The 16568-nt window shown below is 47.5% G+C and carries 20 protein-coding genes and 1 tRNA gene; 10 read left to right on the forward strand and 11 right to left on the reverse strand.

The window, feature by feature from the left end:
- Positions 1 to 99: 99 nt before the first annotated feature.
- Entirely contained in the window at positions 100 to 396 is a 297-nt protein-coding gene (locus tag QHH00_07690; GenBank protein MDH7509261.1) for a DUF357 domain-containing protein, read from the forward strand.
- Between the two features lie 49 nt (positions 397 to 445).
- Here QHH00_07690 and QHH00_07695 read toward each other — a convergent pair whose 3' ends face one another.
- From QHH00_07695 to tmk, 3 genes are read right to left on the reverse strand one after another with little or no spacing between them, the layout of a single operon-like run.
- Entirely contained in the window at positions 446 to 1312 is an 867-nt protein-coding gene (locus QHH00_07695) for a pantoate kinase (GenBank protein ID MDH7509262.1), read from the reverse strand.
- Positions 1309 to 2508 carry a bifunctional phosphopantothenoylcysteine decarboxylase/phosphopantothenate--cysteine ligase CoaBC gene (gene coaBC, locus QHH00_07700; protein MDH7509263.1) on the reverse strand — a complete coding sequence of 400 codons (1200 nt, stop codon included), beginning with the start codon at positions 2506 to 2508 and terminating at the stop codon, positions 1309 to 1311. The genes QHH00_07695 and coaBC overlap by 4 nt, the downstream gene beginning before the upstream one ends.
- 24 nt (positions 2509 to 2532) lie before the next feature.
- The gene (gene tmk / locus QHH00_07705; GenBank protein ID MDH7509264.1) at positions 2533 to 3207 is read right to left on the reverse strand and encodes a dTMP kinase; all 675 of its coding nucleotides are present in this window, start codon (positions 3205 to 3207) and stop codon (positions 2533 to 2535) included.
- A 291-nt stretch (positions 3208 to 3498) separates the two neighbouring features.
- Here tmk and QHH00_07710 point away from each other — a divergent pair, with 291 nt between their 5' ends.
- The gene (locus tag QHH00_07710; protein MDH7509265.1) at positions 3499 to 4605 is read left to right on the forward strand and encodes a mandelate racemase/muconate lactonizing enzyme family protein; all 1107 of its coding nucleotides are present in this window, start codon (positions 3499 to 3501) and stop codon (positions 4603 to 4605) included.
- A gap of 336 nt (positions 4606 to 4941) precedes the next feature.
- On the opposite strand, the gene QHH00_07715 is transcribed toward QHH00_07710, so the two are convergent.
- Together QHH00_07715 and QHH00_07720 are read right to left on the reverse strand one after the other, a co-directional pair.
- The gene (locus QHH00_07715; GenBank protein MDH7509266.1) at positions 4942 to 5343 is read right to left on the reverse strand and encodes a hypothetical protein; all 402 of its coding nucleotides are present in this window, start codon (positions 5341 to 5343) and stop codon (positions 4942 to 4944) included.
- On the reverse strand, positions 5327 to 5635 hold the full coding sequence (locus QHH00_07720; GenBank protein MDH7509267.1) for a DUF167 family protein: 309 nt from the start codon (positions 5633 to 5635) through the stop codon (positions 5327 to 5329). Before QHH00_07720 ends, QHH00_07715 begins: the two co-directional genes overlap by 17 nt.
- 132 nt (positions 5636 to 5767) lie before the next feature.
- Between QHH00_07720 and QHH00_07725 the strand changes: the two genes are divergently transcribed.
- The 3 genes from QHH00_07725 to QHH00_07735 all read left to right on the forward strand — a co-directional run bounded on the left by QHH00_07725 (position 5768) and on the right by QHH00_07735 (position 8676).
- The gene (locus QHH00_07725; protein ID MDH7509268.1) at positions 5768 to 6175 is read left to right on the forward strand and encodes a helix-turn-helix domain-containing protein; all 408 of its coding nucleotides are present in this window, start codon (positions 5768 to 5770) and stop codon (positions 6173 to 6175) included.
- Entirely contained in the window at positions 6172 to 7737 is a 1566-nt protein-coding gene (locus QHH00_07730; protein ID MDH7509269.1) for a radical SAM protein, read from the forward strand. Before QHH00_07725 ends, QHH00_07730 begins: the two co-directional genes overlap by 4 nt.
- Before the next feature lie 123 nt (positions 7738 to 7860).
- Positions 7861 to 8676, forward strand: a complete 816-nt coding sequence (locus tag QHH00_07735; protein MDH7509270.1) for a hypothetical protein — start codon at positions 7861 to 7863, stop codon at positions 8674 to 8676.
- Here QHH00_07735 and QHH00_07740 read toward each other — a convergent pair.
- Positions 8673 to 9455 carry an MBL fold metallo-hydrolase gene (locus QHH00_07740; GenBank protein MDH7509271.1) on the reverse strand — a complete coding sequence of 261 codons (783 nt, stop codon included), beginning with the start codon at positions 9453 to 9455 and terminating at the stop codon, positions 8673 to 8675. The two genes, QHH00_07735 and QHH00_07740, sit on opposite strands and share 4 nt — an antisense overlap.
- Positions 9456 to 9530: 75 nt before the next feature.
- Positions 9531 to 10022: a CBS domain-containing protein gene (locus QHH00_07745; protein ID MDH7509272.1), complete on the reverse strand. Its 492-nt coding sequence runs from the start codon at positions 10020 to 10022 to the stop codon at positions 9531 to 9533.
- 205 nt (positions 10023 to 10227) lie between these two features.
- Here QHH00_07745 and QHH00_07750 point away from each other — a divergent pair.
- Both QHH00_07750 and QHH00_07755 read left to right on the forward strand, forming a co-directional pair.
- Positions 10228 to 10323 (forward strand) — tRNA-Lys (locus QHH00_07750).
- A gap of 18 nt (positions 10324 to 10341) precedes the next feature.
- On the forward strand, positions 10342 to 11106 hold the full coding sequence (locus QHH00_07755) for an ATP/GTP-binding protein (GenBank protein ID MDH7509273.1): 765 nt from the start codon (positions 10342 to 10344) through the stop codon (positions 11104 to 11106).
- Positions 11107 to 11116: 10 nt separating this feature from the next.
- Here QHH00_07755 and QHH00_07760 read toward each other — a convergent pair whose 3' ends face one another.
- Complete coding sequence (locus QHH00_07760) at positions 11117 to 11467, reverse strand: helix-turn-helix domain-containing protein (protein ID MDH7509274.1); 351 nt, start codon at positions 11465 to 11467, stop codon at positions 11117 to 11119.
- Between the two features lie 117 nt (positions 11468 to 11584).
- Here QHH00_07760 and QHH00_07765 point away from each other — a divergent pair, with 117 nt between their 5' ends.
- Positions 11585 to 11773, forward strand: coding sequence for a hypothetical protein (locus QHH00_07765; GenBank protein MDH7509275.1), 189 nt, complete (start codon positions 11585 to 11587; stop codon positions 11771 to 11773).
- Here the strand turns inward: QHH00_07765 and QHH00_07770 are convergent.
- Entirely contained in the window at positions 11760 to 12968 is a 1209-nt protein-coding gene (locus tag QHH00_07770; GenBank protein MDH7509276.1) for a proteasome-activating nucleotidase, read from the reverse strand. The two genes, QHH00_07765 and QHH00_07770, sit on opposite strands and share 14 nt — an antisense overlap.
- Before the next feature lie 399 nt (positions 12969 to 13367).
- Here QHH00_07770 and QHH00_07775 point away from each other — a divergent pair, with 399 nt between their 5' ends.
- On the forward strand, positions 13368 to 13865 hold the full coding sequence (locus QHH00_07775; GenBank protein ID MDH7509277.1) for a multiprotein bridging factor aMBF1: 498 nt from the start codon (positions 13368 to 13370) through the stop codon (positions 13863 to 13865).
- 1 nt (position 13866) lies between these two features.
- Here QHH00_07775 and QHH00_07780 read toward each other — a convergent pair whose 3' ends face one another.
- Together QHH00_07780 and QHH00_07785 are read right to left on the reverse strand one after the other, a co-directional pair.
- Complete coding sequence (locus QHH00_07780) at positions 13867 to 14343, reverse strand: DUF2240 family protein (GenBank protein ID MDH7509278.1); 477 nt, start codon at positions 14341 to 14343, stop codon at positions 13867 to 13869.
- A 172-nt stretch (positions 14344 to 14515) separates the two neighbouring features.
- Positions 14516 to 15184, reverse strand: coding sequence for a hypothetical protein (locus QHH00_07785; GenBank protein MDH7509279.1), 669 nt, complete (start codon positions 15182 to 15184; stop codon positions 14516 to 14518).
- A gap of 354 nt (positions 15185 to 15538) precedes the next feature.
- Between QHH00_07785 and thsB the strand changes: the two genes are divergently transcribed.
- A partial coding sequence (gene thsB, locus QHH00_07790) for a thermosome subunit beta (GenBank protein ID MDH7509280.1) occupies positions 15539 to 16568 on the forward strand: 1030 nt, incomplete at its 3' end.

Genomic DNA, 16568 nt, shown 5'->3' on the forward strand with positions numbered 1-16568 from the left:
GGGGAAATATCCAGATGCCACTTCTGGTCGAAGTGAGACCGAGGGAAAGCAAGCACGGCGGGGAAAGCGTCGAGATCGTACCTTCTAAGAGGGTATGAGATGCGGAGAAACACAATCGCGGAAGATCATCTAAATAAATATTTGGAGACTACGAAGCGTGCTCTTGAGGTAGTCAGGATTGCGGCACCCCCGAGATCGTTCGGTCGAAGACTGGCCGAGGATTTTTTACAAATGGCAAGATCTTACTATGAAGATGCGGTTAACTTCAAGAATCAAGGGGACCTGGTCAACAGTTTCGCATGTGTTAATTATGCCCACGGATGGCTAGATTGCGGTGCACGCATCGGCCTCTTTGATGTCGGGGGAAATGATCAACTGTTCACACTCTATGAGTGAGAACTCCTAGTGGAATCTTGGATCGTCTACTTATTCAAAGATCATACGTTCAATCGTCAGCGATAACGCGGGGGCCGATCCAATCGATTCGTACACGATAGGTTTCTCCAAACTTCCCCAATTGCTTCTCGATCTCTTCTGCTTCTCCAGCAGCAAAAATCGAATTTCCCAACATAACCATGCTCGCTGGCCCTAAACCGTCAATGGCATCAAGCGCGTTCCTAACGCACTCTGACATAATCCCTGAACGCGATGCAAATTCCCTAGAAATCCTGAACAGATTAGACAATGTTGGACTTCTAGAGAATCTTTCGACGCACTCCTTTCCGATCACATTAATTCTCTCCCTCATCTCAAAGTCGTGGAGCACCCTCGCTGTCGGAATCGGGGGGCCAACGACGCCCAGCACAATTTCCGCATCCCCTGCGACTCTGTCAACAATTCCATACGGCGGCAGCCCTTCTACCCTTCTGAAGGTCGCGCCTCCCCTGGAGAGAGCGGATACGTCACCCAACCCCGTCCTGTGAACGATCTCCGCTTCATGGGCGACCTCAAGGGCCTTCTGGAAGGGTAAGTCCATCAGGGAGGCGACGGCGAGTGAAGCTGCCAGAGTTCCAGCAGCACTCATTCCAAATCCCTGTCCAACGGGGAGGTCGAGCGTTGTCTCGACTAGCACATCAAATTCTCTATCGAAGATCAACTTCGCAAGCGCTTGCCTTGTAACAGGCGCGTCATTCTTCTGTCCATTGATCCTGATCTCAATCCGTCCGCTGCCCCTCTTCATCTTTACGGTGCTTAAGGCTCCAAGGGAAATGCACAAACCCGCTCCTCTTGAGCCAGTGCGAAGGATCTCCTCGTGTTCGCATATCTGAAAGAAGCCAGTAATGTGTCCTGGGCAAAATGCGGTTGCCTTCATGTGATGTACCTCAGAACTTCATCCAAAATTCTGTGTGCAACTTCTTTCTTCGACCCCGCAACTGTGCATATCGTGCCCTTCTTCGTCATAATCGTGACCTTCGTCGTTCCCTTAGATACTTCTCTGAGATCATTTGCGACAATGCCGTCGAGTTCGAACTCAATCATTCGTGATCTTGCCCTTGCGACAAGCTCGTCGGCTGTGACACTAGATTCGGCCTTGAATCCAAAGAGCACGCATTTCTTTTTCCTGATCGATTCGAGAACCTTAGGTGCTCGCCTGAGGTGAAGGACAAGTTCCTCTTTGTCTGAAGGGATCTTTCCCTCAGTCTTTTCTACCGTATAGTCTGACAACGCGGCGGGTACGAGAACGATGTCCTGATCGATTTCTCCGACCATTTCCAATAGGTCTGCAAGTGTCTCAAATCTTTTTGTCCTTATGAATTCCGGTATCGTCACGCTAGAACGCCCCATCCAGAGTTCGACATCTGCAGATCTTTCGAAGGCTGCTAATGCAATCTGAACGGCTGTCTCTCCGGTTCCCCGATTCGTAATGATCCTCATGTCGTCTATAGGCTCTGCGGATGAACCACCAATTATCAGGATCCGTTTGCCGAGAAAATCCCTCGGGCCGAGTCTTCTTATTACCCTCTCTGTGATCTCCTCGACGCTCGCCAATTTAGCCTTTTTTCCCTCGATATATGGATCGATGAACTCGATTCCATACTCGGTAAGCGTTTTAATGTTCTTCTGGACAATCGGGTGTCGGTACATCGATATATGCATAGCCGGTGCTATCATAATCGGAACACCAGAACCGACCGCAGTCGTGGCCATTGTCGTTACAGGGGTGTCATCAATGCCCGCGGCAATCTTCGAGATCGTATTAGCAGTGCACGGGGCTATCAAGAGCAAGTCCGCTCTATCAGGGAAATCACCGAGCAGCGACACATGTTCGACCTGTCCTCCTATATTAGTGATAACTGGCTGGCCTGTGGCAAATTCCATCGTATGTTGCGTAATGATCTTCAGTGACTCAGGTGTCATCACCGCTCGGACCTGCGCGCCGTGTCTGATGAGTTCCCTCGCAAGTTCTAATGACTCAACAGCCGCAATGCTGCCCGTGACGCCCAATATGATTTTCTTCCCTGCTAGAGATTTACTCTTCGTGCCCCAAATGCTCTCAGAAGGGTGCATGACGACACCATTAGGGAGTGAGACTTAAAGATTCTTTTTGATAAGATGTACGATTTCGCTGACAATCGCATCAATTGGTCTAGTTGCGTCGATTAGAACAAAGGAATCATCATCTTTCGCAATCATTCTGTAAAGTCTATCGACTTCTCTTAAAAATTCGAGACGCTCGAATTTTGTCTTTTCCGACCTTGCCCTCATCCTTTCAATGCCGACCTCCGGTGGGATCTGGAGGAAGAAGGTGAGGTCGGGCTTCCTGATAATAGGTTCATTGATGAGTCTGAGCCAATCAAGGGCACGTTCACCGATGATTGGAATCAGTGAAGCGCCCTGATACGCCAAGGTTGATGCATAATAGCGGTCAGAGAGGACAATTTTCCCAGAGTCGATCCAACTCTGGATATTCGCAGTGTGCGCAGATCTATCGGCGACAAATAGCAGCGCTTCGACAAAAGGGCCGAGGTTTTCGGCATATGCTCGCCTCACGGCGCTTCCTAGCCACGTATCTGTCGGCTCGGTGGTCAGAATGATCTCTCGTGTGGTCTCCGTACGGAGCAAACGGTAAACATTCGATGAAATTGTTGTTTTTCCAGAACCATCGATCCCCTCGAATACAAAAAACCGACCACGGCTGGCTAAATCTATCGACCTGATGTCTGCGATGGACTCTTCCCTTGTCACGGTCTGAAACGCTGTTGTCATCACTAGATAATTGTGATTCAGCGTTTAAAAGCTTCAGATTTCTATCTTAAAAATGATCTCAGTCCTTTGTTGGCTGATTTCCGCGTTTAAATCTCATCATCATACAACGAGAACTCCGTCATTTCTTCTATGCATCCTTGATAGTTCCGTTAAACCAACCATCACTATGGTTCTCAGATGCGCGCATGCCTTCCATGTTTAACCAAAGGCATTGCGTGTCATTTAACTCCCTATTTCATCCGGAAAAATTATCTTGAATTGAGAGAATATCGCCACACAGGAGGGGTGATTTTGAAAATTACAGATGTGAGGGTGATCACGATTGGGCAGAACGTTCCTCCAAATGGTTGTTCACGCGGAAGATCAATCACCTTTAGAGGGACTGCCCTCGTCGTGATCGACACTGACGAAGGCATTCAAGGCGTGGGAGAAGGATACGGCCCAGAGTACTATATCACAAGGACGATCGTTGAGAGAAAGTTCAAACCATGGCTCATTGGTCAAGATCCGCTTGACATCGAGAGACTGTGGCGAAAGATGCTGATGACGACTGTCTATTGGGATCAAAAGGGACAAGGTGTCGCCGCTGCGAGCGGCGTCGATATGGCCCTTTGGGATATTGCCGGGAAGTATTATGGTGTCCCAGTCTACAAACTGTTGGGCGGAGATGCAAGGGGCGGAGGCAGGATACAGGCCTACGCGAGCGATCTATTCTGGGATACTCCTGAAAAAATGGCGGCAACGGCGAAGCGGTATGCCAAGAAAGGATTCCCTTTGATCAAGACGCACCTCGGCAACGGTCTCCAAGAGGATGAAAAGCGCGTAAAGGCGATCACCGAGGCGATCGGCGACGCGCAGTTGATGGTTGATATGAACTGCGGTTATGGCCGCGTCGAGGCGCTCAAGGTTGGAAGGATGCTCGAGAAATATGGCGTTTACTGGTATGAAGAGCCTCTCTCTCCATATGATATCGATGGTTATGCGTGGCTGAAACAGAAACTGGACATCCCGATCGCGACTGGTGAGAACGAGTATACCAAATGGGGGTTCAAGGAGTTGTTTCTGAAGAATGCCGTAGATTTTGCCATGCCGGATATCATGAGGTGCGGCGGAATCACGGAGACAAAGAAAATTTGTGCGATGGCTGAAGCGTTCGAAGTCGTCTGTTCCCCCCATAACTACACAACTGGTGTGGGACTTGCCGCAACAATTCAACTCATCGCATGCACACCGAACTGCGACCTTCTCGAATTGGACATGACCGATTACGCGCTGTATCAGAGTCTACTGAAATCACCATTGGAAATTGACAATCATGGAAGGGTAAAGATCCCGAATGATCCCGGCCTTGGTGTCGAGTTGAAAGAGGACATCATCAAGAAATATTCGGTCGATTGAGCTGGATGAGAATACAAGTGATCAATCTACGACCGATCTATGTAACCTCGAGATACTAAGATGAGTTGAAATTAGATACTCCCAGATTCGAAGGAATTCGACATTGAGTCAAGTCACTGAAACCTAGAAAACTATTGTTTAGGTATTGAGGGCGTATCGTTAGGGAATTAATCCCCCTCAACCACTTCTTTTTTACTAATCACCAATGCCATATTCGAAACCCTATGACGGTCTGTCTCCAATGGCAGGAAGCAGGACAAAAGAGAAAATCAAAGTGACGTGTCCCTGGTCAACTTTGAAGTTGGTTTCAATACTATCTGGTTGTGTAGAAATACATCATCTGCGCGTTTCTGCCATAAGTTTCATATAAAACGTCGGAAGCCCCTCAATGTCTTTGACGTCCTTTTTTGCAATCTGTACCAGCCTGGTCCTGATCGAATCATCGAAGGGCACTCCATTGGCAATCAACGCGATGCGCAAGGCCTTACAGAGTTGGCCCCCTTTCCTGTCCCAGTCAGTGAGTATAATGGCGGATTTCCTGTTGTATGCGAGTTCCTCCGCGATATTGAAAATCGAGTTACCACCCTTGACCTGCCAGACTTCCCCTCCCACACCGAGCTCAATGAGTGCGTCTTTATCTTTTTGCCCCTCGACGAGGATCACCGTGTCCTCAGGTCTCTCCCTCAGATCCTCTAGAATCGATATGAGTTCCTCGAGCATTTCAACTTGATTTCTCATTTAAACCCTTCAATTTTGACTCAATACTCCGGAGATCGCCTCTCACAAGGGCGGTCTTCAATCGACTTCTATTTCCCTTCACGATTTCAACATCTGATTCAAAGAAATTAGATAGGAGGTTTTGCAGCTCTTCATTCGCTTTCCCTTGCTCAGGGGACGAAGTCACTTTTACGACGAGACGATTTCGCCACGGATCAACCCCATCGATCTTTGAAATTCTTGCGCCTGGCGAGACAATCAATTCTACAATGACGCCTCCAGGTACTTCCTTGGCGACGGCCTGAGTCTGCACGATTTTCTCATACCCCCTCCATTAAAAAATATTTGCGTTTGTTCCCGCGTTCTGATTTTTCAGATAAGCGGTAGACTATTCAATTATTTTAACTGATATATTAATATACTAGTTCTCTAAATCTACGGATTGATGCTCGCACTTGTTCAGGTAGAGATCATCGATGAAATCTCGAATAATTTGGACGGAATCTCTTTCAACCAATTGGTAAGGAGAATGAAATTGAAAGTATCACGGGTTACGCTCTTAAAGGAGTTGAGGTTACTCACCGCCAAAGGTTACGTGAAGGTCGAAAATGATCCAAGACATAAGCAACGGAAATTATTCCGCCTAGGCGAGGAATTGCATAGCGTCATTGGAGAGTTGAGGTCTATAGAACAGAAGATGCTGGACAATCCCATTCACCATCTCTCGGACTTCCTCTCGTTTTATGTCGAAAAAATTCGTGAATTGAAAGATGATTGGATGAAGGATTTTGTAAGGCACCGCTTGCGACACGGTCTCGAAAGAGCGCTTCGAAAAATGGAGGAAGTAGTATGATGCCAAAGATCGTTCTCACTTGCGATGAAACACTTACGAGCACCTATCGAAACATCCCTCTTCTGGACTTCTTTGGATGTGCCCCTGTCGAAAAGATTCCAAATGCTGTCTATCGTTTGCTCGATACCCAGCTCCCCCACAATAGCGGTGTTCTTTCGATCGCTCCCTATTCTTTGCGCAAGATCGAAGCTGCGCTTGTGAATGGAGGTTATCCGGAAACGGTCGTCGTTCATGCTCGTTTTGTAACACAGTTCATCAATCGGGAAACGCGCGTCGTCGGTGTTTCTGCGATGGATCCGTTAGGCCTGGGGCCAGTCTCATTGATGTTCACAAATGGAGGACGCCTGACATCCTACACGAAAAAGAAATTCCACGAGTTGATCCGAAGGCTTGTATCTTTTAGAAATTCAAAGAGGTATTCCTTCAAGATCGTTGTAGGTGGGCCAGGCGCATGGCAGCTTGTCGCCTCCGACGACTGGAGGGCAATGGGAATTGACCACATCGTTCTGGGAGAGGCAGATGCAGTTGCTGGAGAAATTATCAGGGACATTGAGATGGGAAATGCGAACGAGGTGATCAGGGTTGGTCGATTTCCATCGCCGGAGGAGATTCCACCAATCATCGGGCCTGCATACAAGGGAATGGTCGAGGTCATGAGAGGATGCGGAAGGAATTGCAGATATTGCGATCCAAATCTCCGTCGAATTAGACACATACCAGATGATGTAATGCGCAAGGAGATCGAGGTCAATCTTACGGCGGGGCTGACAACCGCCTGGCTTCATAGTGACGATATTTTTCTCTATAAATTGGAAGATCGAAAAGAATACCGTCCGAACAGTGACGAAGTTGTCCGTCTTTTCGAAAAGGTGATGTCCATCCCTGGAGTCAAATTTTCAAATCCGACGCACGGTACAATCGCTCCAGTAGTCGCGGATCCATCGATGGTACAGAGAATTACCGAGGTGGTTAGGGCTGGCCCTTCTAAATGGATTGGAATTCAGATGGGCCTCGAAACAGCCTCTCCCTCCCTGATCGGAAAATACATGGAAGGCAAGGTGAAACCATTTAGTCCTTCAGAATGGCCAGAACTCGTTGTGAGGGGGACACAGATCCTAAATGAAAACTATTGGTTCCCTGCTTATACGGCAATTATCGGTCTACCTGGCGAAACAAGAGAAGACCTCCTGGATACGGCACGACTTATCGTGACGATGGAGGCGGTTCTGCGGGATCGCATTGGTAACAAGGCACACTTCACGGTCACACCTCTTTCCTTTGTGCCCGCAGGATCCTTGAAAGATGGGAAGGCCTTCGATATCGAGGAGCAAATGACGGAGGAGGGGTATCTCCTGATCTATCATTCTTGGAAGCATCTTATTAAAGAACTCTCATCATTTATTCCGAACGGGGGCGCCGATATGAAGTTGATGACATTCTATCCAATCGCGCGTGTAGGGCTCTTTGTAATTCTCGATTTCATGAGGCGCTGGGGAATTCGAATGGGATACGACCCTGATCGGCGGCTCGAACCACTTGACGTAAGGTTAGCTGCATCCTGAGATTCTGATGAAGGCTATGGACCAATTGATGGTGGGTGGTAGGTCACACCTCTCGTTATAACCAGTGTTAGTTGTCCACGTCATTAGACAACAATCAAATACTCTCTCTCGAATTTGTTTATGATGTCCTCGCCTTCTGAGCCTTTGAACTTCGACGAAGTCACGGAGGTCTATCGCAGGGAACAGAGAACCAAGAATGTGACGGAGATCAGAAGAGATTTCTATCCGGCATTAAGGGACCTCGTCGATAGGATCAGAAAGGAAGGCGAAAGAGAGATGGCAATAGATCAATTCTCAACAAAAGCAACGATCCTTCATAATCGGCTGAAGAAGATATGTGAGAAGGCGGTCCAGATCTTTGATTTTCGTATCGAAAAGATCATATTGGCAGCGTTGAGGGCTGCTAGCGGATCGAAAGTCGATCTTGAGCGTCTGACACCAGAGGAGCGCGAATTTTATGATAGAGTATATGCACTCATTATCGAGTACCGCTCCATCCTTATCGGAACTGAAAAGCATCTCAGGGGCGGAATGGCGGCGGCACCTCAGGAAATATCCTCCATGCCCAATCTACCTGAGGATCAGATAAGAAGAGAAGAGATCGCCACAAGAAGAATTTTCGAGGACTCCTTGGCAAAACAACCAGAGTCGGAAGAAGCGAGGCCATTTCGAGCTATTGTTGGGGCAGGTTCTGCAGATGTGTCTAAAATCAGTGAGCCCGAGTCCAGTGCAGAGTCTGATAGGTCGATTTCCACAACTCCCCCAATTCAACAAGATCGGATAATCCTTAGGATATTAGAGGATCTTCCGACGTTCGCTGGGCCGTCAAGAAATTACTGCCTGAGGAAGGAGGATGTCGTCATTTTGCCTGCCTCAATCGCGAAGGTACTTCTCGCCAAAGGAAAAGCAGTCGAGATAAAACCGCGACTCATAAATTAATCGACATGCATGCTCTTAACATCCCCTGGGTTTTCGATACAACCGATCATTCCAGGATCACACCCAAGTTCGTTGGCAACAGTCCTTTTTGCGATCTCTGGTGTGTTATTAATGCGACTGAGATGGGCGAGGAAGATCATGCGATGTGAATTCCGCGTGACTTTGAGGGCGCGCGCACAATCCCCGTTCGATAGATGCCCCTTTTCGCTCAAAATCCAGCGCTTTAGGGACTGCGGGTAGGGTCCCGAGACCAGCATATGGACGTCGTGATTTGATTCAAGCATCACAAAATCTGCATCGCTCATTGCGGAAAGAATAGGGGGGGTGACCTTTCCAAGGTCTGTAGCGATCACCAATTTCTTAGACTCAGTAGTGATCTGGAACGCCACAGGATCAGCAGCACGGTGGGACGTTGGTAGAGCTTCAATCTTAACGGACCCGATCGAAAAAGGGATCGTGTCCTCGAAAACGATGAAATTCTCTTTCCCATCAAGACCTAACGCGGCCAGTGTTTGAAGATTTCCAGCGATCGGAATGTTGTGCTTCTTCGAAATCGCTGGGGCATGTCTTGAATGATCGACGTGCTCGTGGGTCAGTAGGATCGCGTCGATCTCCGAGATATCTATGCCGAATGTTCCGAGAGACTTTTTTGTTTGCTTTAAGCTGAGGCCCGCATCGATCATCAATGTTGTGTCCCTCGTAACAATAACAGTGCAATTGGCATCACTGCCACTTGCAAGTACATGAACCTTGATACCAGAGTTTCCCGTAGAGCGCACCCCAGTGGCTATATGTATTATCCTAAGAAAAAAATGGCGGTTCTACTCTTTGTATACTTGAAAAGAGCGATTAGGTCATGCCTTTGAGAACTTATCCTTGTACAGTGCCCAAATGATATCCCCTTTTGTTACTATACCAACGAGCTTTCCGTGCTCGACAACTGGCATTCTGTTAACATCCTTTTTCATCATGATGTCGATCGCATCCATGATTTCTGTGTCAGGCGTCACGGTAACGACATCCTTTGTCATAATCTCTGATACTTTCTTACTGGAAATCTCGTTGTAGATTTTGGCCAACTTCTCATCTTTCAAAATGTCTTCAAATGGAACGGACAGGAAAGATACGGAAGGGTGCTTCCGACGGATTTCTTCTTGAAGATTCTTCACAAACGCAAGGATATCAGTCTCGCTCAAAACACCAATCAGTTTCCCCTCGTTATCTACAACGGGGGCGCCAGAAATCCCATTGATCGCGAAACTTATAGTAGCATCATGTAAGGTCGCATCTCCTTTAATTGTGACGACTGTCGTCGTCATCACGTCGCGAACGCGTAGATCAGGCATGAGTTGTCAATAATCCACAATTGTCTTAAGTGTTTTCTTTTGATAAGTCCCAGAGCAGAGGCTCGTGATCCTCTTGAATCAAATTCCACATGAGCATCATGAGGAAGTCCCTCTTTTTTTCGATGTTTACCAGTCGTTATCTTAGAATTCCCTCGTCACGATTTTTTCGATATCTTTATTTATGCCAACCATATATGCCCGCTCGGGGCCCGTAGCTCAGCTAGGTAGAGCAATCGGCTCTTAACCGATGGGTCGAGGGTTCGAAAGATTCTCATTGAATCCGAACATCCCTCCGGGCCCGCTTTCTACGGTGGCCGAGATGCGGAATATATACTTTATCGGAACGGCTGGTAGCGGAAAAAGTACATTGACGTACGCTTTTCACGATTGGCTGGAGCTTCAGGGGATCGATTCAATCGTTGTGAATCTTGATCCAGGTGCGGAGGCAGTCCCATATACACCAGATGTTGACATACGGGACTGGATCCGTCTCAATGAAATCATGAATGAATATGGATTGGGGCCCAATGGTGCGCAGATTGTCTGTGCTGATCTGATCGCGCTCAATGTGAAAGAAGTCGTCTCGACAGTTGAGGAATTCAGAACAAATTATGTGCTCATTGACACACCTGGCCAGATGGAATTATTCGCCTTTAGGCAATCAAGCATGGTCGTAGTTGATGAGTTCGGCAGGGAGGATTCATTCCTCGTCTTCCTCTCGGATCCGCAGCTTGCAAAAACCCCCTCTGGCTTTGTGTCTGATCTGATGCTCTGCGCGATAACGCATTTCAGGTTTGCGATCCCAATTTTAAACGTGCTTTCAAAGATTGATACCCTTACTGAGGAGGAACTCGAGACAATTATGAACTGGTCGAGAGATCCCTATGCGCTGAACAATGCGCTTGGGGAAGCGCACGGAGTGACACAGAGCTTGCTGAGTCTAGAGCTTTTCAAAGCCCTTGAGAATATTGGCATGTACAAGGAGCTCATTCCAGTGTCTGCGGAGATGCCGTACGGAATGGAAGACATCTATAATGCGATCCAACAGTATTTCGCTGGTGGGGAAGATCTGACGAAGGATTGAGGATGAAAAGTCATCTGCACTCAAGGACGAGTTCTTCCTCTTCGCCTGATACCATCTCCAACCGCGCCCTTACTCTGCCGTTTTCATAGAGAATGTGAGCCTTCTTCAGAAGGGATTCGTAGGCCGCAATGTATTTGCCGTCGGCCGACAGCTTCTTCTCTTTACATCGCAGCAGTCCGTTTTTCTGCAGCATCCGTATTCTACGGTAGCATGCCGCGATTGGGATATTCATCTGCCTGCTCAATTCGATTGCAGTTCTGGGCTCCTCAAGCGTCGCAGATAAGATTTTGACGCAATACTCATCCATGATAATCCTGGAAGCCTCTAGCGCATGCATCAAGTACGCGATTTTGTAGCTCATACTTAACTTTCATGCCGTCAATATAAGAAATGATTATGACAATCGATAATGGTTCGAGAGACCATGTCTTTAATACTTACTACCCATCTCACTCTTGAGGGGAAATGGTGGAATTGAATGGATAGAAAAATCAAGAGACTCATTGTGTGCCCCCAATGTGGCTCTTCGGACCTGTACTATGAAGCAGGTTTAATGACCGGATACAAGTATCACTGCAAGAAGTGTAACTACATCGGTGCGTTCGTTATCGAAGTGGAAATTGAGTCAGAGGAGACAGGAAATGAAAGAAATTCTAAGCGAACATGACGCCCGGCTCAACACATTTCGTTTCTTCTGCTTCCATGACCTTAGCGACTGCCCGTTCGAAGTCGATCATTGTAACGTAATCACGATTATCTCTGATCGCAAACATCCCTGCCTCGGTACATATCGCTTTGATATCAGCACCCGTCGCTGACTCGCATTTTGCCGCTATGAGGGCGAGGTTAACGCTCTTGTCGAGGTTCATCCTCTTTGTGTGGATCTTAAAGATTTCAACTCTCGCCTCGTAGTTAGGCATCGGGATCGTGATAATGCGATCGAAACGGCCTGGTCTTAGGAGTGCTTCATCGAGGATATCTGGTCTGTTCGTAGCTCCAATGATCTTGACGTCCCCAATTGGATTGAAACCATCGAGTTCGGCTAACAGCTGCATCAACGTCCTCTGCACCTCTCTATCTCCAGAGGTAGCAACCTCGAGCCTCTTTGCACCGATAGAATCGAGTTCATCGATGAAAACAATGCTCGGTGCCTTCTCCCTCGCGAGTTCAAATAATTCTCTCACGAGTCTAGCCCCTTCTCCAATATATTTCTGAACGAGTTCCGACCCAACTAGCCTGATAAATGTTGCCTTTGTCTGATGCGCGACGGCTTTCGCCAGAAGCGTCTTACCCGTCCCAGGTGGGCCAACGAGCAAAACTCCCTTCGGCGGTTCGATCCCAACCTTCTTATACAACTCCGGCCTCAAAAGTGGGTCCTCGACCGCCTCTCTCACCTCTCTGATCTGTTCATCTAACCCGCCGATTTCATCGTACGTGATATTTGGTTTTTCGATGATCTCAGCACCTACAACGATTGGATCGAGTGATGGTGGCAGAACGCCCATGACGGCGAGCGTCTGTTTGTTCAATGCAACGCGTGCACCGACCACGAGCTCCTGGACAGGCACATACTCTGATGTACTCACGATAAAATCTGGCCCAGTGGAACTTTTGACGACTACCCTGCCGTCAGAAAGGACATCCTTGATGATGCCGATGATGAGGGGAGGTGATTTGAGCCTCTCCATTTCAGTTCGCATTCTCTTGATCTCTTTTTGGAGTCTGAATAATTCACTTTCAATGTATCGTTTCTCTCCTTCCAGCCTACGAGCCTCTTCCAGCAGCTCGCTGTTGCGGCGCTCTAGTAACTCGATTTTTTCCTTCATCTCGGCGATCAACATATCCGTTTGTTGGTCTCTCAAATATGCCACCTTGTTCTTGCTTTATTAAATAGAGCGAGCTATTTGATTCTTTCGCATCAAATTGCCAATAATGGTGATCGGAATCGGAGAATCCAGCTGAATCTACGCGTCGTCGTAAGCCTTAGAAATGATCAGAAAGTGTAAAACCTCGGGAAGATAAGCACTTCATCGATGGGGTGGGGGCGAATGCCATAGAACGGCATGTATGAGCTCAAAAAATGTGCAAGCAGATCTGTTATTTGCGAACCAGGTATTCTGGTGATGAGGTTGTCGATAATTTAGCGAGTCGAAATCTCATAATTCTTCGATCATGGGAAGGTACCCCCGAGATTTGTTTTTGCTCGGGGGCTCTCACGTGAGATATAAATCTCTTTGTGGATATAGTGAAGGTTGATATCTATGCTCTGCGAACTCTGTGGGAAAGAGACCGCGCGCACGACACGCGTCTTCATCGAAGGGACAACTCTAAACGTTTGCAGAGAGTGCGCAAAATTCGGAGAGGTGCGTAAATCGAGCAAAAAGGAATCGACACCGCCGCAAACGATCATCACGAAGCGCCTCGAAATCAGGGAAAAACGGATGAAACCGAAAGACCTCTATGAGTCTGAGGAAATAACTCTGGAATTGGTACCTGATTACCCTAGAATCATTCGAGAAGCTCGGATGGCGAGGGATTGGAAGCAGGAGACGCTTGCTGCGAAAATCAATGAAAAGGTCAGTGTCATCAACAAGATAGAGCGCGGCGACATGCGCCCAGATGATGCATTGGTAAAGAAGCTTGAAAAGGAATTGGGAATCAAGCTAATGGAAAAAGTCCCCATCATAAAGACTGAAACGAAGACATCATCGAGCAAGGGATTAACGCTAGGGGACATCATTAAACTGAAAAAGGAGTGAATCAAAGAACATCCTGTCTTTCAGCGACTTCCTTCCATGTTTCATCGATTAAGTCATCGATATTAACCCCGACCTCTTTTGCGAATGCGAGGGCCGCCACCTCGACGTCGATAGCGAGCCTCTCCTGGATCTTGTTAATCCTCGCCACAGCTTCTCTCCTTGATATACCAGCAGCGGTGATGCGATTGAGGATCTTTGAGAATAAGGAAGGCTCTTCTTTCACATCTTCTAAGACTTTCTTGCTCGGTTTGAAATTGATCGGGATCTCGACCTTCTTGTAATCAAAAGTTGTCTTGATGAGGCCATCGATCTTCGTGAGCAACCCTTTTTTTAGACCGATCTCCAAGAGTTTTTGGGCCTCCTTCGGTGTGAACCAGCGATAATCCATCGAGACAGAAAAAACCAACTCTTTCTCCGACAGAACGCTCTTCCCCTTTCTCTTGAAGACCAGAGCGAGACAGGTCATTATTTCTTCCATTTAACACCTCTTGGCACTCCTGTTGCGGCCATCTTATGATGGACTATCTAGGGTGGTATGAGATTCCTAAATAATATTAATCGCAGTAGGGTGTCAACTACATCATAGCAATGAAAGATGACACCTATAAATCTCATCCTCGCTCGAAGTCCATCGCAAGTCCAGGGTAAGGCTAACGATGCTGGGCCTCCCCGTTCATATCAATCATTTTGTCCAGAAGAACAATTGCATCCCTGTAGATTGCGGAGACGACCCATCTGTGCCTTTCCACCTTTTCCCTATTAAGGCGTAAGAGACCACTTTTGATGTCGATTTTCTCAAATCCGACAAAGAGCCAACTATCCTTTTGATCAAAATGGAAGTTTCTGACAGTGTAAAGGGGTAGGATGAACAAGGGGCGATCGCCCACCCTTATCTTCTTTTCTAATGGATCAAGTTTCTTTCTGGTAAGATCGTATTCCTTCCGGAGTAATAGTCGTTCCTCGATACTTTCTGCCCTCTCAATGGCCTCTGCGAGCACCTTTATCTGTGCAGCTATTTCTTCTTCAAGGCTCGCTATCGATCTTCTTCCACCAATGATAGCAGAATCGGTGATCCCGACCGCGAATTCTTTGCTTCTCAATTCCCAGCCTGAAACTAGAACTGCAGAATGTGGAGGCCAGCTGAATTCTTTGAACGCGGGCCACGGGATTGTTCTAAGCATGACCTGGCTAGTTCTCTTCTCAAAATCTTTCTTGTAAATCTCTTCGAGCTTCTTGAGCTCACTCTTGCATACATTACAGACTCCGCTCTCTTCAATAATCAATTTTTGACCGCCCGATCCGATATACCCTTCGGCCATTCGACAAATACTACAAGTCTTCATGATGCGTGCAAGCATTTCAGACAATACGACGAATTTATTTTTGTTATTTGTTGTCGCTGATGTGAATTCTATGCGTAGAATTCGCAAAAAGCGAATAAATGGGAAATAATACCAGAATGCTTTCTTCCTCTTTGTGACTTCAGCATCGGCTATAACAGGATGTCGGTTGAAAGCCTGAATACATTAAATGACAATAACTCGGAGCCCTTATCGATGCTGGTCATCGATATATGATTCTTGCCAGTGCCTGCATTTTAAAAACGATAACAGTTAATCTTATATAGAAGAACAAACATTTCAATCGTACCAACTTCGTGCTGAAGTTGAAATATGTATTCAGAGGAGGTATTAAGTATGGGAATGGGAACAACACCAATTCTTATCCTTAAAGAAGGCACGAAGCGTGACAGGGGAAAGGACGCACAGTATAACAATATCATGGCAGCGAGAGCGATTGCCGATGCTGTGCGAAGCACCCTCGGTCCGCGCGGCATGGATAAGATGTTGGTCGACAGTATGGGCGACGTGGTTATCACCAACGATGGTGTGACAATTCTGAAGGAAATCGATGTAGAACACCCCGCGGCAAAGATGCTGGTCGAGGTTGCAAAAACTCAGGACGAGGAATGCGGGGATGGGACCACAACCGCGGTCGTTCTCGCTGGGGAATTGCTGAAGAAGGCAGTTGACCTGATCGATGCGAATGTTCACCCGACGATTATCAGCGGTGGCTACAGGCTTGCGGCGCAGAAAGCAATGGAATACCTCGACGCCATTGCGATGCCTGTCTCCATTGAGGATAGGGAAACGTTGAAGAAAATCGCGATGACCGCGATGATGAGTAAAGCGGTCAGTGGAGTGCGTGCACACATGGCAGACCTTGCGGTTGAAGCGGTGATCTCAGTCGCAGAGAAGGTTGACGGCAAGTGGACTGTTGACCTCGACAACATACAAGTCGTCAAGAAACAGGGCGGTGCGATGGAGGATACCCAACTGGTCAAAGGCGTTATCCTCGACAAGGAGCCAGTTCACCCCGCAATGCCGAAGAGGGTCGAGAAGGCAAAGATCGCGCTCGTTGACGCTGCCCTTGAGATCAAGAAGACTGAAATCGACGCGAAGATCGAGATTCGAGATCCTTCACAACTCCAGGCATTCCTTGCAGAAGAGGAAAATATGCTGAGAAAGATGGTCGAACAGGTCAAGAATTCGGGTGCGAACGTCCTGTTCTGCCAGAAGGGAATTGATGACCTGGCTCAGCACTTCCTTGCAAAGGAGAAGATCTTTGCACTCAGGCGTGTCAAGAAATCGGACATGGAGAAATTGGCAAAGGCGACTGGTGCGACAATCGTCAGCAAGCTCA

It is taken from the genome of Methanomassiliicoccales archaeon (assembly GCA_029907465.1).
Lineage (GTDB): Archaea > Thermoplasmatota > Thermoplasmata > Methanomassiliicoccales > JACIVX01 > JACIVX01.

Excerpts from the sequence above, each read along its gene's own strand:
- QHH00_07785 (MDH7509279.1), bottom strand. The coding sequence starts at position 15,184 with ATGGCCGAAGGGTATATCGGATCGGGCGGTCAAAAATTGATTATTGAA.
- QHH00_07725 (MDH7509268.1), top strand. The coding sequence starts at position 5,768 with ATGCTCGCACTTGTTCAGGTAGAGATCATCGATGAAATCTCGAATAAT.
- QHH00_07780 (MDH7509278.1), bottom strand. The coding sequence starts at position 14,343 with ATGGAAGAAATAATGACCTGTCTCGCTCTGGTCTTCAAGAGAAAGGGG.
- tmk (MDH7509264.1), bottom strand. The coding sequence starts at position 3,207 with ATGACAACAGCGTTTCAGACCGTGACAAGGGAAGAGTCCATCGCAGAC.
- QHH00_07715 (MDH7509266.1), bottom strand. The coding sequence starts at position 5,343 with ATGAGAAATCAAGTTGAAATGCTCGAGGAACTCATATCGATTCTAGAG.
- coaBC (MDH7509263.1), bottom strand. The coding sequence starts at position 2,508 with ATGCACCCTTCTGAGAGCATTTGGGGCACGAAGAGTAAATCTCTAGCA.
- QHH00_07730 (MDH7509269.1), top strand. The coding sequence starts at position 6,172 with ATGATGCCAAAGATCGTTCTCACTTGCGATGAAACACTTACGAGCACC.
- QHH00_07775 (MDH7509277.1), top strand. The coding sequence starts at position 13,368 with ATGCTCTGCGAACTCTGTGGGAAAGAGACCGCGCGCACGACACGCGTC.
- QHH00_07755 (MDH7509273.1), top strand. The coding sequence starts at position 10,342 with ATGCGGAATATATACTTTATCGGAACGGCTGGTAGCGGAAAAAGTACA.
- QHH00_07745 (MDH7509272.1), bottom strand. The coding sequence starts at position 10,022 with ATGCCTGATCTACGCGTTCGCGACGTGATGACGACGACAGTCGTCACA.
- QHH00_07760 (MDH7509274.1), bottom strand. The coding sequence starts at position 11,467 with ATGAGCTACAAAATCGCGTACTTGATGCATGCGCTAGAGGCTTCCAGG.
- QHH00_07765 (MDH7509275.1), top strand. The coding sequence starts at position 11,585 with ATGGATAGAAAAATCAAGAGACTCATTGTGTGCCCCCAATGTGGCTCT.
- QHH00_07735 (MDH7509270.1), top strand. The coding sequence starts at position 7,861 with ATGTCCTCGCCTTCTGAGCCTTTGAACTTCGACGAAGTCACGGAGGTC.
- QHH00_07695 (MDH7509262.1), bottom strand. The coding sequence starts at position 1,312 with ATGAAGGCAACCGCATTTTGCCCAGGACACATTACTGGCTTCTTTCAG.
- QHH00_07690 (MDH7509261.1), top strand. The coding sequence starts at position 100 with ATGCGGAGAAACACAATCGCGGAAGATCATCTAAATAAATATTTGGAG.